24 protein-coding genes, 1 tRNA gene and 1 pseudogene are annotated in these 20,320 nt (G+C 67.3%); 13 read left to right on the forward strand and 13 right to left on the reverse strand.

What is annotated here, in order from left to right; genetic code table 11:
- The 5 genes from MKK60_RS07940 (at nucleotide 1) to MKK60_RS07960 (ending at nucleotide 5,781) form a co-directional block, all read left to right on the forward strand.
- Nucleotides 1–972 (forward strand): FAD binding domain-containing protein, encoded by a 972-nt coding sequence (locus tag MKK60_RS07940; RefSeq protein ID WP_243984878.1) that lies wholly within the window; start codon nucleotides 1–3, stop codon nucleotides 970–972.
- Nucleotides 973–998: 26 nt separating this feature from the next.
- Nucleotides 999–3,224, forward strand: coding sequence for a xanthine dehydrogenase family protein molybdopterin-binding subunit (locus tag MKK60_RS07945; RefSeq protein WP_243984880.1), 2,226 nt, complete (start codon nucleotides 999–1,001; stop codon nucleotides 3,222–3,224).
- A 71-nt stretch (nucleotides 3,225–3,295) separates the two neighbouring features.
- Nucleotides 3,296–4,831 carry an acyl-CoA synthetase gene (locus MKK60_RS07950; protein ID WP_243984882.1) on the forward strand — a complete coding sequence of 512 codons (1,536 nt, stop codon included), beginning with the start codon at nucleotides 3,296–3,298 and terminating at the stop codon, nucleotides 4,829–4,831.
- On the forward strand, nucleotides 4,828–5,676 hold the full coding sequence (locus MKK60_RS07955; RefSeq protein WP_243984884.1) for a glycosyltransferase family 2 protein: 849 nt from the start codon (nucleotides 4,828–4,830) through the stop codon (nucleotides 5,674–5,676). The genes MKK60_RS07950 and MKK60_RS07955 overlap by 4 nt, the downstream gene beginning before the upstream one ends.
- 13 nt (nucleotides 5,677–5,689) lie before the next feature.
- Nucleotides 5,690–5,781 (forward strand) — tRNA-Ser (locus MKK60_RS07960).
- Between the two features lie 133 nt (nucleotides 5,782–5,914).
- On the opposite strand, the gene MKK60_RS07965 is transcribed toward MKK60_RS07960, so the two are convergent.
- The 8 genes from MKK60_RS07965 to MKK60_RS08000 form a co-directional block, all read right to left on the reverse strand.
- A complete protein-coding gene (locus tag MKK60_RS07965; RefSeq protein ID WP_243984886.1) occupies nucleotides 5,915–6,121 on the reverse strand; it encodes a hypothetical protein in 207 nt (68 codons plus the stop codon).
- A gap of 98 nt (nucleotides 6,122–6,219) precedes the next feature.
- Entirely contained in the window at nucleotides 6,220–6,819 is a 600-nt protein-coding gene (locus MKK60_RS07970) for a hypothetical protein (protein WP_243984888.1), read from the reverse strand.
- Nucleotides 6,820–6,992: 173 nt separating this feature from the next.
- Entirely contained in the window at nucleotides 6,993–8,051 is a 1,059-nt protein-coding gene (locus MKK60_RS07975; RefSeq protein WP_243984890.1) for a hypothetical protein, read from the reverse strand.
- 36 nt (nucleotides 8,052–8,087) lie between these two features.
- A complete protein-coding gene (locus MKK60_RS07980) occupies nucleotides 8,088–8,501 on the reverse strand; it encodes a hypothetical protein (protein WP_243984892.1) in 414 nt (137 codons plus the stop codon).
- Entirely contained in the window at nucleotides 8,498–8,740 is a 243-nt protein-coding gene (locus MKK60_RS07985; protein ID WP_243984894.1) for a hypothetical protein, read from the reverse strand. The genes MKK60_RS07980 and MKK60_RS07985 overlap by 4 nt, the downstream gene beginning before the upstream one ends.
- Nucleotides 8,737–9,027 (reverse strand): hypothetical protein, encoded by a 291-nt coding sequence (locus tag MKK60_RS07990; RefSeq protein WP_243984896.1) that lies wholly within the window; start codon nucleotides 9,025–9,027, stop codon nucleotides 8,737–8,739. The genes MKK60_RS07985 and MKK60_RS07990 overlap by 4 nt, the downstream gene beginning before the upstream one ends.
- A gap of 2 nt (nucleotides 9,028–9,029) precedes the next feature.
- Nucleotides 9,030–9,320, reverse strand: a complete 291-nt coding sequence (locus MKK60_RS07995) for a hypothetical protein (protein WP_243984898.1) — start codon at nucleotides 9,318–9,320, stop codon at nucleotides 9,030–9,032.
- 1 nt (nucleotide 9,321) lies between these two features.
- Nucleotides 9,322–9,735 carry a hypothetical protein gene (locus MKK60_RS08000; protein WP_243984900.1) on the reverse strand — a complete coding sequence of 138 codons (414 nt, stop codon included), beginning with the start codon at nucleotides 9,733–9,735 and terminating at the stop codon, nucleotides 9,322–9,324.
- A gap of 506 nt (nucleotides 9,736–10,241) precedes the next feature.
- Here MKK60_RS08000 and MKK60_RS08005 point away from each other — a divergent pair.
- From MKK60_RS08005 to MKK60_RS08035, 7 genes are all read left to right on the forward strand, one after another.
- A complete protein-coding gene (locus MKK60_RS08005) occupies nucleotides 10,242–11,960 on the forward strand; it encodes an AAA family ATPase (protein ID WP_243984901.1) in 1,719 nt (572 codons plus the stop codon).
- Nucleotides 11,960–12,211, forward strand: coding sequence for a hypothetical protein (locus MKK60_RS08010; RefSeq protein ID WP_243984903.1), 252 nt, complete (start codon nucleotides 11,960–11,962; stop codon nucleotides 12,209–12,211). Before MKK60_RS08005 ends, MKK60_RS08010 begins: the two co-directional genes overlap by 1 nt.
- Entirely contained in the window at nucleotides 12,199–12,774 is a 576-nt protein-coding gene (locus MKK60_RS08015) for a hypothetical protein (protein ID WP_243984905.1), read from the forward strand. The genes MKK60_RS08010 and MKK60_RS08015 overlap by 13 nt, the downstream gene beginning before the upstream one ends.
- On the forward strand, nucleotides 12,764–13,174 hold the full coding sequence (locus MKK60_RS08020; RefSeq protein WP_243984907.1) for a hypothetical protein: 411 nt from the start codon (nucleotides 12,764–12,766) through the stop codon (nucleotides 13,172–13,174). The genes MKK60_RS08015 and MKK60_RS08020 overlap by 11 nt, the downstream gene beginning before the upstream one ends.
- A complete protein-coding gene (locus MKK60_RS08025; RefSeq protein ID WP_243984909.1) occupies nucleotides 13,171–13,587 on the forward strand; it encodes a DUF6634 family protein in 417 nt (138 codons plus the stop codon). The genes MKK60_RS08020 and MKK60_RS08025 overlap by 4 nt, the downstream gene beginning before the upstream one ends.
- Nucleotides 13,584–14,162, forward strand: a complete 579-nt coding sequence (locus tag MKK60_RS08030; protein ID WP_243984911.1) for a hypothetical protein — start codon at nucleotides 13,584–13,586, stop codon at nucleotides 14,160–14,162. The genes MKK60_RS08025 and MKK60_RS08030 overlap by 4 nt, the downstream gene beginning before the upstream one ends.
- 62 nt (nucleotides 14,163–14,224) lie before the next feature.
- Nucleotides 14,225–14,587 (forward strand): hypothetical protein, encoded by a 363-nt coding sequence (locus MKK60_RS08035; protein ID WP_243984913.1) that lies wholly within the window; start codon nucleotides 14,225–14,227, stop codon nucleotides 14,585–14,587.
- 269 nt (nucleotides 14,588–14,856) lie between these two features.
- Here MKK60_RS08035 and MKK60_RS08040 read toward each other — a convergent pair whose 3' ends face one another.
- The gene (locus tag MKK60_RS08040) at nucleotides 14,857–16,350 is read right to left on the reverse strand and encodes a hypothetical protein (RefSeq protein WP_243984915.1); all 1,494 of its coding nucleotides are present in this window, start codon (nucleotides 16,348–16,350) and stop codon (nucleotides 14,857–14,859) included.
- Nucleotides 16,351–16,596: 246 nt separating this feature from the next.
- Complete coding sequence (locus MKK60_RS08045; RefSeq protein ID WP_243984917.1) at nucleotides 16,597–17,652, reverse strand: dsDNA nuclease domain-containing protein; 1,056 nt, start codon at nucleotides 17,650–17,652, stop codon at nucleotides 16,597–16,599.
- Between the two features lie 423 nt (nucleotides 17,653–18,075).
- Between MKK60_RS08045 and MKK60_RS08050 the strand changes: the two are divergent.
- Nucleotides 18,076–18,453, forward strand: a pseudogene (locus MKK60_RS08050) (SbcC/MukB-like Walker B domain-containing protein); the annotation flags it as partial.
- Nucleotides 18,454–18,557: 104 nt separating this feature from the next.
- Here the strand turns inward: MKK60_RS08050 and MKK60_RS08055 are convergent.
- The 3 genes from MKK60_RS08055 to MKK60_RS08065 are packed head-to-tail and all read right to left on the reverse strand — an operon-like array spanning nucleotide 18,558 to nucleotide 20,221.
- On the reverse strand, nucleotides 18,558–18,839 hold the full coding sequence (locus tag MKK60_RS08055; RefSeq protein ID WP_243984919.1) for a hypothetical protein: 282 nt from the start codon (nucleotides 18,837–18,839) through the stop codon (nucleotides 18,558–18,560).
- Between the two features lie 8 nt (nucleotides 18,840–18,847).
- Nucleotides 18,848–19,840 (reverse strand): caspase domain-containing protein, encoded by a 993-nt coding sequence (locus MKK60_RS08060; protein WP_243984921.1) that lies wholly within the window; start codon nucleotides 19,838–19,840, stop codon nucleotides 18,848–18,850.
- A gap of 9 nt (nucleotides 19,841–19,849) precedes the next feature.
- On the reverse strand, nucleotides 19,850–20,221 hold the full coding sequence (locus tag MKK60_RS08065; protein ID WP_243984924.1) for a TIR domain-containing protein: 372 nt from the start codon (nucleotides 20,219–20,221) through the stop codon (nucleotides 19,850–19,852).
- Between the last annotated feature and the right edge of the window lie 99 nt (nucleotides 20,222–20,320).

Genomic DNA, 20,320 nt, shown 5'->3' on the forward strand with positions numbered 1-20,320 from the left:
ATGAAAGCCTTCACCTACGAGCGGCCTTCCACCGTCCGCGACGCGGCGCGGCTCGCGGCGGACCGGCCGAATGCCAAGTTCATCGCCGGCGGCACCAACCTGCTCGACCTGATGAAGCTCCAGGTCGAGACGCCGGCGACCCTGATCGACGTCAACCGGCTGCCCCTCGACAAGGTCGAGGCCACGCCGGAGGGCGGCCTGCGCATCGGCGCGCTCGTGCGCAACTCCGATCTCGCTGCCGACCCGCGGGTGCGGAAGGATTACGCGGTGCTGAGCAAGGCCCTGCTCGCGGGCGCTTCGGGGCAGCTGCGCAACAAGGCCACGACCGCTGGAAACCTGCTCCAGCGCACGCGGTGCTACTATTTCTACGACACGTCGAAACCCTGCAACAAGCGCGAGCCAGGCTCGGGCTGCTCGGCGATCGGCGGGTTCAACCGCATCATGGCGGTGCTCGGCACCAGCGATGCCTGCATCGCCACCAACCCCTCCGACATGAATGTCGCGATGCGGGTCCTCGATGCCAGCGTCGAGACGCTGTCGCCGAACGGCGCGACCCGCGCGATCCCGATGGCACAGTTCCACCGCCTGCCGGGCGACACCCCGCAGATCGAGACCGCCCTGCAGCCGGGCGAGATCATCACGGCCGTGACGCTGCCGAAGCCCGTCGAGGGCCTGCACGTGTATCGTAAGGTGCGCGACCGCGCCTCCTACGCCTTCGCCACGGTCTCGATCGCGGCCGTCATCGGCAAGGCGGACGGCAAGATCACGCAGGCGCGGATGGCCTTCGGCGGCCTCGCGCACAAGCCGTGGCGGGTCGAGGCGGCCGAGGCCGTGCTCGCCAAGGGCGGCAGCGCCGACGACGCCGCGGATGCGGTCTTGGACGGCGCCCGCGGCTACGGCACCAACGACTTCAAGATCCCGCTGACCCGGCGGACGCTCCGCGCGGTGGTGACTGACGCCACCCGGACCTGACCGTCCACGCTTTCAGGATGAATGCCATGGAGATGAATCAACCGGTCGGGAAGACGCCGCTCGACGACAGGCCCGGCGGCCTCGTCGGACGGCCGATCGACCGCATCGACGGCCGCCTCAAGGTGATGGGCCGCGCGCCCTATGCCTACGAGACCCGAGAGGTGAAGAACCCGGCCTACGGCTTCATCGTCGGCGCGACGATCGCCGCCGGCACGATCCGCTCGATCGATACCGCCGCCGCCGCGAAGGCACCCGGCGTCATCCATGTGATGACCCACGAGAACGTGCCCGAGCAAGGGGAGAAGAAGGAGCAGGTCTGGCCGCAGCTCGCCGGGACGAACATCGGGTTCTTCGATCAGCCGGTGGCCTTCGTCGTGGCAGAGACCTTCGAGCAGGCGCGCGCCGCGGCCAAGCTGGTGAAGGTCGCCTACGACGTCCGGGCCCCGAAAGCCTCGCTGCGGGCGGCGCTGCGCCAGGCGGTCGAGCCGAAGAAGCAGCAGACCGACCCGGATTCGAAGCTCGGCGACTTCGACGGCGCCTTCGCCGCGGCCCCGGTCAAGCTCGACGTCGAGTACACGACGCCGACGCAGATCCACGCGCAGATGGAGCCGCACGCGACGATCGCCTCGTGGGAGGGCGACAAGGTCGTGCTCTACACCGCCAACCAGATGCTGAACCGCGGGCAGAAGTCGCTCGCTTCGGTGCTGAAGCTGCCGGTCGAGAACGTGCGTCTGGTGAGCCATTACATCGGCGGCGGCTTCGGCTCGAAGCTGCAGCCGATGCCGGAGGCGACGCTCGCCGCGCTGGCTTCCAAGGCGATCCAGCGCCCCGTGAAGGTGGCCCTGACCCGGCAGCAGGAATTCCACGTCGCGACCCACCGCACCGACACGATCCAGCGCATCCGGCTGGCCTCCGACCGCGACGGAAGGCTGACGGCCCTGTCCCACGAATCCTGGTCCGACACGGCACAGGGCGACGAGTTCTACGAGACCTCGGCCAACGTCACGCGCTCGCTCTACGCCGCGCCGAACCGCATCACGCGCCATCGCCTGGCCAAGCTCGACCTGCCGATCGCGTCCTCGATGCGTGCGCCCGGCGAGGCCGTCGGCATGCTCGCCTTCGAATGCGCCATGGACGAGCTCGCCGAGCAGATCGGCCTCGACCCGATCGAGCTGCGAATCCGCAACGAGCCGACGCAGGACCCGGAGAAGCAGGTGCCGTTCACCGTGCGCCAGCTCGTGCCGTGCATGCGTGAGGGTGCCAAGCTGTTCGGATGGGACCGCCGCAAGGCGGCCGGCACGGTGCGCGACGGCAATTGGATGGTCGGCATGGGCATGTCGGCGGCGGCCCGCCTCAACCCGCTGATGCCCTCCTCGGCGTCGGTGAAGCTCGGCGCCGACGGATACCTGACCGTGCGGATGGCGATGACTGACATCGGCACCGGCACCTACACCATCCTCGCCCAGATCGCCGGCGAGATGATGGGGCTCCCGGTCGAGCGCATCCGCGTCGAGATCGGCGACACCGCCTATCCGGCGGCGGCCGGCTCCGGCGGATCGTTCGGCGCGGGCTCGGCCGGCTCGGCGCTCTACGTCGCCTGCGACAACCTGCGCAATAAGCTCGTGGCGGCGACCGACCTCAACCCGGACGGCGTCGTCTTCGCGGACGGGCGCGTCACCTCGGGCAACCGCTCCGAAGCCCTGATCGACCTCGCTGGGTCGAGCGGCGTCGCGGCGGAGGGCGAGATCAAGCCCGGCGCGCTGAAGGAGAAGTTCTCGCACTACTCGTTCGGTGCGCACTTCGCCGAGGTCGGCGTCGACCGCGACACCGGCGAGATCCGCCTGAGGCGGATGCTCGGCGTCTTCACCGGCGGCCGCATCCTCAACGCCAAGACCGCCCGCAGCCAGGCGATCGGCGGGATGACCTTCGGCGTCGGCGCGGCGCTGATGGAGGATGCGGTGATCGACCCGCGCACCGCCACCTACGTCAACCACGATCTCGCCGAGTATCACGTGCCGGTCCACGCCGACATTCCTGCGATGGACGCGGTGTTCCTGCCGGAGCGCGACGACAAGGCCAACCCGCTCAAGAGCAAGGGGCTGGGCGAGCTCGGCATCTGCGGCGCCGGCGCGGCTTTGGCCAACGCCGTCTACAACGCCACCGGCATCCGCATCCGCGACTATCCGCTGACGCTGGACAAGGTGCTTAAGGGCTTCGAGGAGCAGGAAGGCCGCGCGCCGCGCCGGGCATGACGCCAGGGAGTGGTTGACGGCGGCCTCGCCCATGGACATCCCGCGATGTGCCAACATCCGGGAGCCACGCCATGGTGTCCGCCGACCGCCATCCCCCGAGCCGCTTCAACGCGGCGCGCTACTGCCTCGGCGAGAACGTGTGGGCACGGCCGGACAAGACCGCGCTGATCCTCGTCGGCGCGGGCGAGGCGGTCGAGACCCTCACCTTCGCCGAGGCCGACCGCGCCGTCCGCGGGATCGCGGCCGGGCTCCTGGCCCGCGGATTGCGCCGCGGCGACCGGGTGATGATCCGCATGGGCAACGAGGCCGACTACGTCCTCGTCTACTTCGCCGCGCTCGCCGCCGGCCTCGTCGCCCTCCCCTCGTCGCCGCAGCTGACGCCGGCCGAGGCGGCCTTCCTGATGGAGAACTCGGGTGCGGCGGCGGTCGCCGTCGGCGGCGGCTGCGTGGTCGATCCGGCGGCTCTCGGCGACTGCATCCTCCTCGATGCTGCGGCCATCGCCGCGATGAAGACCGAAGCGCCGCTCGCCGACTACGCGGACACCTCCGCCGACGACCCGGCGACCCTAGTCTACACCTCCGGCACCACCAGCCGACCGAAGGGCGTGCTGCACGCCCACCGCGCGGTCTACGGCCGCCGGCCGATGCTCGAACACTGGCTCGGCCTTTCGGAATCCGACACGATGCTGCACGCCGGCACGATGAACTGGACCTACACGCTCGGCGTCGGCATCACCGATCCGTGGTCCGTCGGCGCGTCCGCCGCGCTGTACAACGGGCCGCGCGACCCGTCCGTCTGGCCCCGGCTGATCGCGCGCCATCGCGCCACGATCTTCGCCGCCGTGCCGAGCCTGTATCGCCAGATCCTCAAGTACGGCGACCCGGGCAGCCACGACCTGTCGAGCCTGCGCCACGGCTGCACCGCCGGCGAGGCGCTTCCCGCGGACGTGCTCGACGCCTGGACCGAAGCGACGGGAAAGCCGCTCTACGAGGCGCTCGGCATGAGCGAGATCTCGACCTACGTCTCGACCGGGCCGACGATCGCGCAGCGCCGCGGCTCGCCGGGCAAGCCCCAGCCGGGACGGCGCGTGGCGATCCTGCCGGTCGAGGGCGCACCCGAGCCGGTACCGGGCGGCGAGACCGGCCTGCTCGCGGTCCACCGCTCCGAGCCCGGCCTGATGCTCGGCTACTGGAACAGGCCCGACGAGGAGGCGCAGGTGCTGCGCAGCGACTGGTTCGCCGGCGGCGACCTCGCCCGGCTCGATGCCGACGGCTATCTCTGGTTCGAGGGTCGCAACGACGACCTGATGAACGCGATGGGCTACCGCGTCTCCCCGAACGAGGTCGAGGGCGCGTTGATCGCGCATCCGTCCGTCGCCGAAGCCGGGGTCGCCGAGCTGGCCGTGCGCGCCGACGTCTCGGTGATCTGTGGCTTCGTCGTGCTGCAGCCGGGCGCCGAGCCCGACGCGGACGCGCTGATCGCGTGGTGCGCCGAGCGCCTCGCGGCCTACAAGCGCCCGCGGGAGATCCGCTTCCTCGACGCCCTCCCCCGCACCGCCAACGGCAAGGTCCAGCGCAAGCGGCTCGCCGCGGCGACCGGGGCTTGAGCCGCGTGTCCGCGATCCCGCAGAACGGCACGCGCACCCTGCCGATCTCCGTCTTCATCATCGCCCGCAACGAGGCGGACCGCATCGGCGCGACGATCCGTGCGGTGCGCGACCTGACCGACGACCTGGTGGTGGTCGATTCCGGCTCGACCGACGGGACGCAGGCGCTGGCGGCCTCCCTCGGCGCGCGGGTGATCCACAACGACTGGCCGGGCTACGGCCCGCAGAAGCGCTTCGCCGAGGACCAGTGCCGCCACGCCTGGCTCCTGAACCTCGACGCCGACGAGGTGGTGCCGCCCGACCTCGCCGCCAACATCCGTGCCTTGTTCGCCGCCGGCGAGCCCGAAACGCCCGCCTGGCGCATCGCCATCGCCGAGATCTTCCCCGGCGAAAGCCGGCCGCATCGCTGGGCCTACGCCCTGACGCCGGTGCGGCTCTACCGCAAGGATCGCGGGCGCTACTCGCCCTCCCCGGTCCACGACCGGGTGGCGCTCGAGCCCGGCGTCGAGCCCGGACGGCTCAACGGGGTGATCCATCACTTCTCGGTGCGCTCGCTCGGCGACCAGCTCGACAAGCTCAACCGCTACTCCGACCAGCAGGCCGACGACCTCGAAGCCCGCGGCGTCGCGATCCCGAGCTGGCGCGTGTTCGTGGAGCTGCCCGGCAACTTCCTGAAGGCCTATTTCGGCCGCCGCCACTGCGTCCGCGGCGTCTACGGCTTCCTCACGGCGATGAACTACGCGATCTCGCGCCACCTGCGCATCGCCAAGCACTACGAACGCCGAAGGGCCTCCGCCACACGCCAAGCCCGCGACCCGCTTGACCGCCCCGGCCCGACCTCTTAGAGCCGACGACGCTGGAGACGTGGCCGAGCGGCTGAAGGCACTCGTTTGCTAAATGAGCATACCCAGAAATGGGTATCGAGGGTTCGAATCCCTCCGTCTCCGCCACTCCATTTCGTGGCGAAATTTTATAGCCTTCGCAACGACTTGCGGGACCCCGATTTTCGGTAAGTCCCCAACAAGTACCCAAATCCCTGGACTTAGAGAGTACCTAGGGCGTTCAGGCTTTCCACGCTTCCGACTACCGAGACCGGGCCGCCTCGCGCTCCCGGCGCTCCGGGCCGAGCTTCCTCGCTAGGTCGGCCGGGGATTTCGCCCGCACGAACCGGCGGCTGACCTGCCCGGACAGGCTGGCCATCTCGGTCAACGCGTCGCCGAGCGCCCGCCGCAGGGCATCGCACGCGTCGCCGTCGGCGGCCTCCATGTAGGTGCGTTCGAGCTCGTCCACGATCGTCTCCACCGTCTAGTCCATGAGAACGAATAGAGAACAGATTGGCCGGGGAGTCGATCCCTGGACGCGACATTTCGGCCGGCGATCAGGGCCGCCTACGGCATGCCCGGCTTGCGCCACGGGTCGGCTTCCGCGCGCTCCCGCCGGGAGCTGGGCTGAGCCTTGTGGGGGAAGGCGTCCCGGTTCTCCTCCAGGGCCTCCCAGACGTGGTCCGGCACGCCGAACGGGACCGACCAGTAGTCGACGTGCTGGCCACCCTTGGCAATCATCTGGACGTAGCCGAGCGACAGCAGCTCCCCCGCGTAGCCGCAGTCGGAGGTGTTCGTGAAGGTGCGGCGCTTGTGGTGCAGCAGGTAGCCGAAGATCTGCCGCTCCTTGTCGCTGAGGAACGGGATGTACGAGACGAACTCCCGCTTCCGCTTGGCGGCGAGCCGCTTGTACAGGTGCGCCTCGTAACGCGGCTTCACCGCCCAGCTGATGCCCCGGTAGATGGCCGCCAGCAGCAGCCCGATCGCGAGGCCGCCCGAGAGGAGCCCGACCAGGGCGATGCTGAGCCCGACGACCTCCGGGATCGCCATGGGCAGGAGGCCGAGGTGGTTGAGGTAGATGGCCGCCCCGCACGCGAGCGCGAGCCCGAAGAACGCCGGGAGGCCGGCCTTCAGGAAGTCCAGCCATTTCGCGTCGGGGAACACCATGTCGCCAAGGTAGAGCGCGGCCTCACCCTGGGCGATCTCAGGTAGGCGCCCGCTCCACAGGTTTAGGATGCGCTGGGGTCAGCCCTCGCCCCGCGCGAGCGCGACGCCGACGGCGGCCCACAGCGGGATCGCCACCGCGGCGAGGATGACCAGGACGTGGATGCCCTGCTGGGTCATGCCCGCCTCCGTGCGTCGGCCGCGGCTGCCCGACGCTCCTTTCGATTGGGGCCAGTCTCACGGCGGTAAGCCAGCGTCGAGACGAACGGGCTCAACTCGCGAAACGTCACCTCGAACTTGGTCGTGAGCTCGGTGGTCTGCTCGGTGCACATGGCCATCTCGCGCACGCCCTTGCGTCTCAGGGGAATGCCGATGCCGCCGACCATGACGATCGCCTTCGGCTCCGGCGCCACGTCGGTGAACTCGGAGAGCTGCTCGACGCCGACGCGCTTGCCGTAGCCGTTCTCGGCGGTGAGGTCCTCGGTGATGCCGACGTCCCCGAACCGGGACGCCATCGTCATCCGGACGGGCTTTCCCTCATGCCGAGCGAACAGCATCGGAACGGGATCCCGCCCCATGGGCAGGCCGAGGCGCTCCTCCAGGCCCCGGTCGAAGACCTCGTCGCCCGTCGGGTACCTCAGGGCGGCCGGGCGGCAATGGTAGTCGAGGAACTGGCGCAGGCACTCGGGCTGGGTCGGGTCGTCGAGGTACTCGTCGCAGTGCTTGGCCATGGCGCCCTCAGTCGTAGTACCGGGTGAACTTGACGGCGCGGCTCTCCAGCGCAGCCGCGGCGATCGCTCGGGCATCGGGATGGCAGGCGACGACGGCGCGCGCAGGGCCTCACGGTGAAGCCAGTCCTCGACGATGTGTCCGAGACCGGTTCGTTCGAGGTCCGCCAGGGCGGCTACGACGGCCTTCACTACCGGGACCGAGAGCTCAGGCCGGTCCTCGGTGTCGAACCAGCAGGCGACGTTGCGGGTCTCGTACCAAGGGTCGTCCTTGCCTCGGATCGCCAGAACGAAGTCATCGAGGCAGCGGTCGGGTCCGGCGCGCCCCCGCACGAATTCCACACCCTCATCTGCCTCGTAGTTGTAGATGAAGGTCCACACGTCCCGATCGGTCGGGACATCGATTGGCCCGATGCCCGAGGTCGGCGGGTTCGCATGAGCCCCAGCTAACGCCTCTTGCATTGGCGGCAGCGTACCGGACATCGTCATCCACTTGCGGTCGCTCATGCCGTTCCAGTCACCGTTCTGCATGGGTCCCCCCCCTCAGCTGTATGCCGACCACACGGCCGGGAGCTCGCCGCCGCCGCGGATCCGGGCGTCCTCGTGGACGAAGCGCGCGATCGTGAACTCGGTGTGCCCGCCGCGCGGGGTCGCCCTTGTCGTGGCGTCGGCCGCCCGCCGGCACAGGTCCTGGCACTCCGGATCCCCGGCCGCCCGATCCTGGCAGCCATCCTGGCACCGGGCGTAGGCGGCCAGGCCCCGGGTGAACCTCGTCTCGTCGTCGGCCGGCAGGTAGCGGGCGACGGCCTCGCGGGCCCGGGCGGGCGCGGTGGCACGGGCCTCCCGTTCAAGCACGGATGGGCTGAACCATCGCTCGACGGCCTCCTCGTAGGTGAGCTCCGCATCGGCTCGGAGGGCCTCCAGGGAGTGGCGGACGTAGGCTTCGTAGTCGCTCATCGCGCGATGGGCTCCGGGTAGAGCGCGTTGAACCGGCGCAGCCGCTCGTCGGCGGTCGACCAGTTATTGAGGGCCTGCTCCTTGGCCTCGATGGCCTCGGGGGTCGGCGACCACAGGCCGGTGTCGACGATGGCGTAACGCTGGGCGAACTCCACCTCGGCGACCGCCTCGTCGAGGAGCGCCTGCAGGCCCCGGCGCGCCAGGGCGACCATGTCGAACTCGGTGGGCTCAATCGTCATGCAGACCTCCTGACGGCGTTGGCGAGCTGCTTACCGAGGGCGGCAGCCTCCATCCAGTCGTCCGCGAGGGAGGACTGGATCGCCGTGGCGTACGCGGCCTCGAAGTTCCGGAGGGCCTGGTCGATCGGGGCGAACACCGGCTGGTGAGCGACCGGCTCCGGCGGGACCTCGCCTCGCATGCGGGCGGCCCAACGAGCGTTGGCGGCCGCGGTCCGGGGGTTCCCGCTGAAGCGCTTGGCGAGCCGGGCGAAGATCTCGGGGTCGACGGCGGTGGCGGCGGTGGGCATGGTCACTCGGCTCCCGGAGGCGCCGGCGTCGGCTGGTTGTCGGTTCTGAGAAAACGGGGGTCGATCTTACGGCCAGCCGGGGAGGCGGCGGCGACACCGGCCGCGGTGAGCCCAACCCGCATCGGGCCGGCCCCTTCGACCGGGTCGAGGGTCATCAGGCGCAGCCACGTGTCTGCAAGGAACGGGAGGCGTTCCCCGGCCGAAACGACGCCGCCGTGCTTGTCGATGGCCCCTTCGCCAACAGCCGCCTTCAGGGCGCGCAGGGCTTCCAGCTGGGAGTCCGTGAGGGTCATGTCAGACCTTCCCTGCGCAATGCGGGCACGCGACGGCGTGCTCGTCGGTCCCGATGAGACCGGTGTCGAAGCAGTGGCCGCACTGGTTTTTGGCCCACTCGCGCCATCCCTCAGCCGCCGCATCGTTCATGGCTTCGACCTCGGCCTCGCGGGCCTGCTCGGTCGCGCTGATGCAGGCCACAGAGGCCTCGCCCTCTTTCTTGCAGAGCCGAGTGATCGTGAAGGCGCCATCGTCCTCGGCGATAGCGACCACCTTCAAGTATCGGTCACCGGGCTGGATGCCTGCACAGTCGCAAAGGCTGCACACATGCACCTTGCGGGCGGTGTGCTCTGTCGAACTCAGGATCTTGTCGCCGACGGGCTCGCAGTCCTCGCGGCCAACACCTTCCCAATGGATCTGCTCTGCGTAGGTCATGAGGCACCCCTCCTGCCAAGAGGGTCCCATCGAGGTCCGGATTCGAACAGGGACATTCCCGCAACAGCAAGCGGGATCCCGATAGTCGTTGCGGTGGCGATGTTACACCCGCCTGACAAAGCTGGGTTCTGTCAGGCGTTTGTAACATCGGATGACCAGCATCCTGGGCATCTCAGGTCGACGCCGAGGTTATGCCCAGCATACTGGGCATCCCGAAATGCGTGCTATCGCGATCACTTCGGGGGTTTTGGGCCAGAATGATCGTTATACCGCACATTTCCAGGGGCATCCCGTCGGGTTGACTGGTTCAGCCCAGGGTTTCGTACACCAGGATTTCAGCGCGCCCCCGGCCCGTCTTGAACGGGACCACCCGTTCATGCATCTTACGGACTCCCACGGAGCACGACCTTCGCCATGACCTCGCGCCTGCAGAAACGGACCGCCTCGATAGCCTGAGCCCCCGAGCTCGGATCGACCCTGCGTGTCCTTCTGCCTGCGAGACCCCCATGCCCAAGATGTCCGACCACGCCGGCCGCGCTCGCGCGCAGGCCGTCCTCTCCGTCCGCCTCGCCCGCGACAGCTTCATCAGCAAGACGCCCGCGAATGGTGGCATCCCGAACACGTCGAGGGAGCTCCTCGCCGGCGCGGAGTTCCTCGGCGAGGACGTCCGCATCGACGTCGCCGCCTTCCTATTCCCCCTGGTGAAGCGCGGGTCGAAGCACCGGCTCCCGCCCCGCCTCTACACGACGCTCCGCCGGCTCCAGGACGATCCGACGCTGGCCAACGTCCGCGTCGCGCGCCGGTCCTGCGCCCTGGCCGTGTCGCGGGCCGACGCCCATTGGGAGGGCGAGGAGATGCTGGGCGAGACCCGCATGGAGCTCGACGATCTCGTCATGCGCTGCTGGATCTGGGAGGCCGGCCTCGGCTGCCCGGGCGCGGCCGCCCACTGCGCCGGGCTCGCCTTCGACGCGTACCGCATGACGAGCGCCACGCCGGCCGTCAGCCCGCTCCCGTTCCGGCTGCTCCGGTCGGCGATCGAGTACCTGATCGCCTCGCGCATGCCGCCGGTCGGCGCCTACGCGTCGCCCTACGTGCCGGAGGCCCGGAGCGACCAGCTCCTGCACGCCTACGGCGACGTCCGCGACCTGGCGTATTTCCTCGGCGTCGTCGTTCAAGGCATCGCCGAGGGCCCCGTGAAGGAGGAGCCGGAGGCCGCCCCGGACGACGACGACCTGTCGGCGCTGGCGGACCTAAGCGAGGACCGCTCGGGCATCGTGCGGAACCCGGCGCCGGCCAAGCCGGTCGAGCCGGTCGAGGACGGCCGGACGTACAGCGCCGGCGACATCCTCTTCGGCCCGACCCGCATGGTGCTCGCCTCGACCGAGCACCTGCCCAAGAGCCGGAAGGGCGACAACCACCCGACCGAGGAGGCGCGCAAGATCGCCGGCAAGCGGCTGCCCCTCGTCGGGACGCACCGGGACCTGCCCGAGATCCAGGCCGAGCTAGACGCCGAGTTCGTCCACCTCGGCGAGATCACCGGACGGATCCTGTCCGGGCTCGTCGGCCGGGACTGGAGCCACGTGCAGCCGACGCTGCTCGTCGGCCCGCCGGGGGCGGCGAAGACGCGCTACGCCCGCCGCCTGGGCGAGGTCCTCGGGCTGCCCGTGAGCGTGCACAGCCTCGGGGGATCCAGCGACGCCTCCTTCATGGGGACGTCGAGGCAGTGGTCCACCGGGCGCTTCTCCGTGCCCCTGCAGGAGATCGTGAAGTCGGGCATCGCCAACCCGCTCATCGTCCTCGACGAGCTCGATAAGGCGGGACACTCCCACCGGAACGGATCGATCCTGGACGTCCTCGTCAACCTGCTCGGCGGGGAGACGGCCGCCCGGTACTCGGACCCCTACCTGGAGTGCGCGACCGACCTCTCGGCGGTCAGCTACGTCCTGACGGCCAACAGCCTTGGGGGCCTCCCGAAGCCGCTGCTCGACCGCCTCCGGATCATAGAGATCCCCACCCCGGGCCCGGAGCACCTGCTGCCCCTGGCGACCTCGATCCTCGACGACGTCCGCGCCGACCGGGGCCTCGACGACGTGTGGTGCCCGGGCCTGGAGGCGTGGGAGCTCGACGCCCTGGCCGAGCACTGGCCCGGGGGCAGCCTGCGCGCCCTGCGCCGCCTGATCGAGGCGGTGGTCGACGCCCGCTCGCACTCCGCGCGGAGGCAGTGATGCCCCCGCTGCTGCAGCTCCGCGCCCTGCGCGACATGGTCGAGGCCGACGTGTTCGACGAGCGCGTCGACGCCAACCTCGGGTCCGGCGTCCACCGCTACGTCGCCGCCCTGGTCCGCCTCGTAGAGGACGGGGACCGGGACCCCTCCATCGCCCTCAACGAGGGCCTCTCGGCCGCGGGCTTCCTCCGCGTCGTCCCCCGCCTTCCCCCCGTCCGCGCCCGCCAATGGAGCTCGTCATGTCCCGCCTGATCCAAGCCGAGGCCACCGCCATCCTCGCCGTCGTCCTGCGGGGCAAGGCCGAGTTCGTCACCGTCACCGGCGTCGACGTCACGCCGGACGGCCCGCGGGTCCGGTTCGCCCAGGTCCCCCGGCCGCGGCCCCGGGACCCGAAGGCCGCTCCGGCCGACACGACGGTCCTGTGCGAGCTCCTCAGCCGGACGCTCGCCCTGCGCTGGCGGACGCCGTCCCCGGTGGCGCCGGAGGACAGCTACGTCGCACTCACCAAGGCCTACCCGACGGTCTACACGACGACCACGGAGACGTCGGCGGGGTGGCACTGGCTACTCGCGGCACTGGCCGAAGTGCTGGTCGAGCTCGGGCTGCCGGCCGGGTTCCAGACCCTTCAGGTCAAGGAGAAGTTCGCGACGCTGCGGTTCTATTGGGGCGCCGACGACGACGCCCGTGTCGGTTTCGGCGCCATCATCAACGCCGCCGAGCGGCTGTCCGGCGGCATCTGCGACGCGTGCGGCCGCCCCGGCAGGTTCCGGTCCGGAGGGTGGTCCAAGACCGCGTGCGACGACCATGCGCGATGAGGTCGAGGTCTACCGCAACGTCACCCGCCGCCGCTGGTCCGTCCGCGTCGGTCGCTGGGTAGCCGCCCACATGGACGCGATCGCCCTGCGTGACGTCGTCTTCCGGTCGTCGGAGGTCTCCCGCCTCCGGACGATCCGGACAGGCATCCGGGACGTCCATGCATGGGCCCGCGGCGTCCCCGTCCCGGGACTGGGACGGCCCGACGATGCGGTCCCCGTCCGGTACCGGCCCCGCATCGAGCCGGGCTTCCGCGACCCGGACGGCGGCATCGTCGTGATGGCGGACTTCGCGTGGTTCGAGCCTGACGGGACCTGCTGGGCGGCCCTGGAAACTTTCATCGTCGGAGCGGAAGCTCTTCCCCAAGGACGGATCATCGTCACCTCCGGAGCACCGCTATGAGACTGAAAGTTCTGAACAGCTTCGAGCGGAACGCCCTGGAGCGGCGGCGCGCCAAGGTCCGCGAGACCCTCTCCAAGATCGAGGCCGGCTGGGTGCCCGGCGAGGCCGCCCTGGCCGAGGCCCCGTTCCTCGACGACTGGCTGACCCGCACGTATCCGGGGACCGACCTGCCGAACCTGGTCGGGAATTGCTGGGGGCATCCGACGCTCGGCGACCGCTGGATCCGGACGAGCCCGATCCTGCACCAGGGCGATGGCTACGCTGTCACGGAGAACACGGTCTACATCCTCGGCCGCGAATGCACCGCCTCGAACGAGGCACGGCTCGACAAGATCCTGTCCGGCCGCCGGGGCCGCGGTCGCGAGGCGTGCCCCGAGCCCGACTTCGACGACGAGACGGAGGTGAAGCCGTGATCGTCCTCAGCGAGAAGCAGCAGGCAGCCATCGACAGCGCCTTCAACGACCGCGACAAGCTCGCCGCGGGCTGGCAGCCGCCGGGCGAGCTATGGGCCGACGCGCCGGTCCTGAACAGGTGGTTCCACGGCGTCCATCCGGTCTCCGGGACAATGGCGATCGTCGGCGAGCGGGATGGCGAGCAGCGCCGCAGCTCGCCCGTCGTGGCCATGCTGACCGGTCCCGGCGGGATCGGGTGGGCGAGGACGCTGAACGGCTGGATCCGCCTCGCCCTCACCGTGGACGAGCTCCACGCCCCGGGGCTGCGGACGATCTCGGAGGGTGCCCGCGAGATCGAGTTCGCGGCGCAGCGGGCCGGGTACACGGCTCCGAACCGGACGCTGCAGCCGACGGGCCCGCTTGCTCTCGATGACCGATGGGCCGGGGTCGCCGACCATTTCGACAGGACGGCCGAGGACAGCGAGACGGCCCTCGCGGTGTTCTACGCCCGCCTCCGCAAGGTCGGCCTGACGGAGGCGCGAATGATGGTCGCCGGATGGTGGGTCGCCCGCCAGCTCGACTTCGAAATCGCCTAGGCCCAGGCATTCTATCGATCCGGCCAGGGCGTACTTAAAACCTTTGATCCCATGATCCGGTCATGCGCTCCTTCCTGACCCTCGCGGCTTTCGCCGCCCTCTCCACCCCCGCCCTGGCGGATCGCTTCGAAGCACGTCTCGTCGCGCCCACACCCCAGGGCGGGAACCTTGCCGCGAGGCTGATCGTCGACGGCGGCCCGGGCGGCGTCCGGTGGACGATGGCCTGCACGGACGAGGGCGACCCGCGCAATCGGCCGGCCCGGATCCGGACCTACGCCGGGTCGGCCCCGTTCGAGGCGGAATGGGTCGTGGGCACGGCGCCGGAGGGTCGGTTCACCCTGGCGCTGCGGGGGCGGCCGCTCCTAGCGACGTCGCTCGAAGGGTGCCCGAAGATGGGGGTCCCGACCCTGCGGTCGTTCCCCTAGCGCGGCGTCTTGGTGCGCAGTGCAAGCAGCTCCCAGGTCCCGACGACCGTCGGCCGAGAGACCGGAGACCTCGTCCTTCGCTGGAGGCGGACGGTGCTCGAACTCATCGGGCGGCACGATGGTGGCACACCCGGTATGCCTTCCGGCAAAAAGCGCTTGGCCGCGTCGGGTGAGCGGACTGACAGCCCCTGAAAAGGCCAGCTGTGCAGAATGACATTGAGAGTGGAAGGATCGCAAATTCAGAAGCGTGAAGTCTGACAGCGCTAAGATTATAGCATTTGAACTCGAAACACATCGATGAGCGCGGATACCTCGGCGTATATGTTGGGCTGGAGCAATTTACGCTCGTTGGCCAGCTCGATCACCTTTCCCTTCATGTCGTATCCGTTTAGAGATACCGAGCCCACGATGAACTGAGCGTTCTCAGGCCTCTGGGCTTCGATCGTGCTGAAGATGCGCTTCGCGTTCACGGGGTCCTGATCCTGCTGCAATGGACTGTCGAGGACGACGGGCGCCGTGATCGCCGTCGAATGCTCGAAGCAGGTGCTGACGAACGCGAGGACGTAAGAAAGGACCGCTCGTGGATGAACCGATCCGGTATCCTTGATGACGTGGTGGATCTTCTGTGCCCTGTCCAAATTGATATTTTTAACGTACAGCAAATTCAAGTTTGATGTAACCTTCTCGGCGAAGAAAGACTCAATTTTATCTTTTCGCGCTTTGTTTTCGAGTTTTTTGATTAGCTTTCTGACCGTCCCGATGCCGGTGGTAAGTTCGGCTGCCTTTGCCTCGATATCTGCGGACTGTTGGTCGAAGATGCTCAGTGCCTGACGCTGTCCCTCGGACGCGATAACCTGAGCGAGGGTGATCTCGCCCTGTTTGATGGTGAGCACCTCCTGGGCAGCGGCAATCTGCTCGTCGGCGGTCCGCAGATTGAGGCGAGCGGCCTCGACCTGCGCCTTGACCTCGATCATCTGGTCGACGAGCTCGTTCAGGACCGCGACGCATGCCTCGCGGTCCTCGATGATGCCGAACCTCATCGCGAAGTTATTCTCGTGGACGGTTCCGCACGTCGGGCAGGGGATAGGCTCGTAGCCACGCTCGACCAGCCATTCACGATCGTTCTCAAGTTCCTTGAGGGCGCGGCGCCCGACCTCGAACTGGTCGTTCAGGAGCGTTCTTTGCGCGATCACGTCGCTTACCGCGGCGGCGAACCTGGCTCGCTTCTCACGCAGCTTCTTCAACTCGGCGAGCAAACGCAGGATCGCCGCCTCGTACGCTTCCTGGTCGATCGACAACGCGTCCTGGGTCACGGATTGCCGGAGGGCCAGGGCCGACCGTTCGACGACGGTGGCCTGGCTCCGCAACTCGCCTTTCTCGACGGCCATCAGTTGAAGCTCGGCCCGGCGGGCGTACCATTCGTCGGGCAGGATGCCCGAATGGTACGAGACGATACTTCGATGGTAGTTGGCGAACTGCTTCAGCCCATCGAACGACTGCCAGGGACGCTCCCAACCTACATCCTGATCGACGTAGAACGGTAGGAAGAAGAAGGCCGGTGTCGGCGTCGTCGGCTTCCCCTTGCGGTCCGGCAAGACCAGATTGATCCCGAGTAGCTTCGCGAGGGACGGTGCCAACTGGCTGGTCACCTTTTGCATCGACTCCATGAGAACGCGCTTCTCATCGAAGAGCGCGAAGACCGATCCATGCCGTAGCATGAAGAAGGTTTTACCATCTACCTGGAACTCAAGGAGATCGGTCACCTTCAGGTTGGGCCAACTTTCGTGAACACGAGCTGGGTCCGCACCGATGAATCAGTACAAGGATTTGATTAGGGACGACTTACCGGTTGAGTTGCCTCCTAGGATGATCGTCATCTCCGGGTCGAACGTCGTCTTGAACGCTCCCTGCTCCAGGTCGGACATGAGATATAATTTTTCGAAGCGTAAGTTTTTCATCGGTCTTCTTGCGCAAGTTCCTCACCAGCAATCTAACTTTGCGTTCGTCGCTCATGATGAGAACTCGTAGAGGAAGGCGGCGCTTAGGTACGCGCCGTCCTGATAAATACCGAACCGCTGGGCGAGCGCGCGGACGTGACCGAGATTTGATGCAACGATCCCGGCGAGCGTTTGATCGCCGTCGTCGATGTCGTTCGCAAGGTCATTAAGGTTTGTGCAGAACCGCTCGAAAGCGATCGTGACCACGCTGAGCTTCTCAAGCTCGTAGCGTCTCCAGGCGCGGCCGATATCGCGCTTTCGAACGGGAGATATCCCGGTAAGGTCGTTCGAGACGTCAGACCACTTCGGCCTGCTCTGATGGCGCCGTTTAGTCTTGTCCAGCATCTCCTGGACCTGGACACGCGTCAGCGCCTTCGCCCGCATTAAATCCTGAAAGTTCGTCACGCTCCCCATGTGCTTGGACCGTTCGCGGGCGTGTTCGAGGATGACCACGACGAACGCCGATGATGGACAGTCCGGGATACCGAGTTGGGTCTCAAGGAACTGAATTATCAAGCCCCGCAGCATGGTTCCGGGCCTGCCCAGCGGAAGGTCCGATAGATGATACTCGAAAAGGTCGATGTCGCCTGCAGCGAACGTTGGGACCTCGGCAGCGATGGCTTTCTTGAACGCGTCGGTTTTGACGCTTTCCCCTTTGTCGAAAGTGCAAGGACACTTCGTATGCTCGATGAACTCACAAGGTTGGTTGCTGACGAAGCCTAGAACCTCGGCCGAATTTCCGAATTTGACCCGGTTGTTGTACATATTCGCCATTATCGATGGAATTTTTTCGCTCCCTCCGCGCCGCTTGTAGCGCTGTGTAAGCCGCTTCACGGTCCAATTGCCGGAAGTTTTGGTCTTTACCTGATAAAACCTTGCTTTCGTTGCTTGGGTCGAGCCGTTTAGGACCACTATGTCATCGTGGAATTCGAACGCGACGGCGTAGTCATCCGATTTTCCGTGCAGCATCAGAACGAGCGAGATGGCCCAGGAGGCCTGGTAATCGAGCCGTTCGAGCGCGATGCTTCCACCCTTCTCGCGCTGCGGAATGGCGATGAGATCGTCCATCAAGTTCAAGGCCTGCGCCCCCGTTACCATATCCCCTTCAGGCGAGAATCACGCATAGGTAGCTCTGAAGCAACCTTCGTAAGTCTCCTTTCGTGTGGGGCGTCCGACCTGATGTGGCTGCCGGAGAGGTCGTTTCCCACCTCAGGCTGTGCCGGCCTACGATCGACCGCGGGCCGATCCCTATGGGTCCGCCCCCGTTTAGGTCGCGCTCCCCCCGACGAGGGCGAGCAGCACTTGCGCGCCGTCATGCCGCTCCGCGATGGAAACCGCCCGTCATCCGCCGATCGTCCCCATGCTCATCGTCGCAAGCGTGGCAGCTTGCGTGGAACCTTCTAAATGTGTTCTGTTTTTGTTCCGAAGAATTTGCGGAGCGCGAGCATGCAGGTCTACGGCGTCGTCATCGGCTTTCCCATGCCGATCCCCAGTCAGGGCGCCGACCTCGCGCTCCACGTCCTCGACCGTGACATGGGCGACGAACTGCGCGGCACCCGCAGCCTCTCGGGCGGCGAGCGTTTCCTGGTGGCGCTCGCCCCAGCGCTGGCGCTGTCGGGCCTGGAGGGACGACAAGCCTTCGTCGACACGCTCTTCATCGACGAGCGTTTCGGGCCGCTCGACGCCGACACCCTCGATGTCGCCATCGACGCCCTGGAGACCTTGCAGGGCCAGGGCCAGGGCCGGCGCGTCGGCGTGATCACCCACGTGGCCGCGATGATCGATCGCATCGCCGTCCAGGTACGGGTCGAGCGCCGGGGCAACGGACGCAGCGTCGTGAGGGCCGTCGACAGCTGCTTGCCGGGTTGAGCGCCTTTCTCGGGTGGTCACTTCGTCACCCAGGGTGCAGGTGTCGCACGCCGCGGCGATGATCGACCGCATCGCAGGGTATGCCGGCGCCCCACCCCGGCCGTTCAGCCCCCCTGCTGGGTCAATGCAGCCATGATGATCGGCAGGTACTTCCGTACTTGCTCTCGGTCGCTCTCCTTCTCCTTCTCGGAGAGATCGTCATAACAGGAGCTTATCTGTTTTTCCCATCGGTCGACGAGTTCGGCAGGTATGGTCAAGGACCCGTCGGCCTGTCGCACGGACTTCCCATGCATGTATTTCTGCCAATGCGACCACCGCTCGTGCTCCACGGCAGCCAACCGCTCGACCAATCCTTCCAGCAAGACCTCATAATCAACCTCCGCCATGGAACACCTCAGATCAACCCGCTCGCAACGAGCTTGCGGTAGTGCTCGCCGAGGACGGTCAACTCACACGACTTACCCTGCATGGCCGCGTGCCACATGTGCGTGGCGCCCACGGGCCGGACCAGGTTGACCTTCACGAAGCGTTGCAGCAGCGCGAATACCGCCGTTTTCGCCGGGTCGGGCGCCGGTATGCCCGGGTCGAGTTTCTGGTCCTCCGACCGCTCCGGCTCATAGGCCGGGTCCAGCGGGAAATCGTAGGCCGCGCGCGGGAAATGGGTGTCGAGTGCCTGCAGGTCCGCGAGCGGGATGGGCGGCTCCGCCTTCCGCAGCGAGACGAAAGTCTTCACATTGGTCTTGAACACCGGACGCTGCGCCCATGGACCGAGTGACTGGTCGATGTGGGCATAGATGCTGCCAGGCGTCACCTCCCCGACGAGGTTGGCGGCGGCGCCGCCCAGCGCATCGACCAGCAGGGTCGTGAACACCCCGGCCCCGCCGCCCTCGATCTCGGAGGCGTACTGTTCCGCGGTGGACGCGGTCAGGACGGTCATCCCCTCGCCAACCTCGGCGACAGGCTGCCCGCCGCCGCGATCACCGGCGACACCGCTGTGGCAACTATCGAGGATAACGACCTTGTTCCGGGCGCGCGACTGAGTGGCGAGGCTCATCAGTTCGTGCAGCGAAAAACCGTCGTCGCCGGTCTCGCAGTCCGTCGCGCAGATGAAACCGCCGGTGTCCTCGATGAACCCATGCCCCGCGAAATAGAACAACGCAATGTCTGCATCGCCCGCGAAAAGTTCGCGGGCGGCCTCCTTCAGCTTCGATTTCCTCACCGCGGCCGAACCGCCGGCCCCGATCATGATGCGGGGATTGGCGAAGTTCACGGTCCCGTCGGCATGCCGCTCAAGCACGGACTTGACCGCGTAGGCATCGTTCACACAACCGCTCAGCGAGCCGATGTGATCATAATGATCGATGCCGACGATAAGGGCCTTGCGCATTCGAACCCCTCAGAGAGTGTCGATGAAGCCGCTGATGTTCGTGTCCGTCCACTTGTAGGTCGATACGCCGTCGATCTGCGTGCGATCGGTTGAGTACGCCCAGATACCGCGGATCTTCTTACCTTCCTCTTTTGCGCACTTGATCTCCCACTTCTGCCCGCTCGATTGCAGGGAGTTTTCGCTGACGAGGATGATCACGCCGTCGGAACGCTTGATCCGCGTGCGAACGCGATCCTTCCAGTTCTCGTCATAGGGTTCCTTGACGGACATATCGATGAATTCATACGGCAACCGCGGATGCAGCCGTTGCCCGACGAACAGATTGCGCTGTGCCTCGTCCTCTATGGCGAATGCGATGAACACCACTTTTTTGTCAGCCACGGCTTTCCCTCCCCTGCCCCATGGGGCAGGTTCATGATATGTACTACATCCTTATCCCATGGCGATACCGCCGTATACCGTTCATGCACTGAAACGACG

Source organism: Methylobacterium sp. J-092, assembly GCF_022829325.1.
GTDB lineage: Bacteria > Pseudomonadota > Alphaproteobacteria > Rhizobiales > Beijerinckiaceae > Methylobacterium.

Bases quoted from the DNA above. Each gene is read 5' to 3' on its own strand.
- MKK60_RS07940 (WP_243984878.1), top strand. From the start codon at position 1: ATGAAAGCCTTCACCTACGAGCGGCCTTCCACCGTCCGCGACGCGGCG.
- MKK60_RS07945 (WP_243984880.1), top strand. From the start codon at position 999: ATGGAGATGAATCAACCGGTCGGGAAGACGCCGCTCGACGACAGGCCC.
- MKK60_RS07950 (WP_243984882.1), top strand. From the start codon at position 3,296: ATGGTGTCCGCCGACCGCCATCCCCCGAGCCGCTTCAACGCGGCGCGC.
- MKK60_RS07970 (WP_243984888.1), bottom strand. From the start codon at position 6,819: ATGGTGTTCCCCGACGCGAAATGGCTGGACTTCCTGAAGGCCGGCCTC.
- MKK60_RS07975 (WP_243984890.1), bottom strand. From the start codon at position 8,051: ATGAGCGACCGCAAGTGGATGACGATGTCCGGTACGCTGCCGCCAATG.
- MKK60_RS07980 (WP_243984892.1), bottom strand. From the start codon at position 8,501: ATGAGCGACTACGAAGCCTACGTCCGCCACTCCCTGGAGGCCCTCCGA.
- MKK60_RS07985 (WP_243984894.1), bottom strand. From the start codon at position 8,740: ATGACGATTGAGCCCACCGAGTTCGACATGGTCGCCCTGGCGCGCCGG.
- MKK60_RS07990 (WP_243984896.1), bottom strand. From the start codon at position 9,027: ATGCCCACCGCCGCCACCGCCGTCGACCCCGAGATCTTCGCCCGGCTC.
- MKK60_RS07995 (WP_243984898.1), bottom strand. From the start codon at position 9,320: ATGACCCTCACGGACTCCCAGCTGGAAGCCCTGCGCGCCCTGAAGGCG.
- MKK60_RS08000 (WP_243984900.1), bottom strand. From the start codon at position 9,735: ATGACCTACGCAGAGCAGATCCATTGGGAAGGTGTTGGCCGCGAGGAC.
- MKK60_RS08005 (WP_243984901.1), top strand. From the start codon at position 10,242: ATGCCCAAGATGTCCGACCACGCCGGCCGCGCTCGCGCGCAGGCCGTC.
- MKK60_RS08010 (WP_243984903.1), top strand. From the start codon at position 11,960: ATGCCCCCGCTGCTGCAGCTCCGCGCCCTGCGCGACATGGTCGAGGCC.
- MKK60_RS08015 (WP_243984905.1), top strand. From the start codon at position 12,199: ATGTCCCGCCTGATCCAAGCCGAGGCCACCGCCATCCTCGCCGTCGTC.
- MKK60_RS08020 (WP_243984907.1), top strand. From the start codon at position 12,764: ATGCGCGATGAGGTCGAGGTCTACCGCAACGTCACCCGCCGCCGCTGG.
- MKK60_RS08025 (WP_243984909.1), top strand. From the start codon at position 13,171: ATGAGACTGAAAGTTCTGAACAGCTTCGAGCGGAACGCCCTGGAGCGG.
- MKK60_RS08035 (WP_243984913.1), top strand. From the start codon at position 14,225: ATGCGCTCCTTCCTGACCCTCGCGGCTTTCGCCGCCCTCTCCACCCCC.
- MKK60_RS08045 (WP_243984917.1), bottom strand. From the start codon at position 17,652: ATGGACGATCTCATCGCCATTCCGCAGCGCGAGAAGGGTGGAAGCATC.
- MKK60_RS08055 (WP_243984919.1), bottom strand. From the start codon at position 18,839: ATGGCGGAGGTTGATTATGAGGTCTTGCTGGAAGGATTGGTCGAGCGG.
- MKK60_RS08060 (WP_243984921.1), bottom strand. From the start codon at position 19,840: ATGCGCAAGGCCCTTATCGTCGGCATCGATCATTATGATCACATCGGC.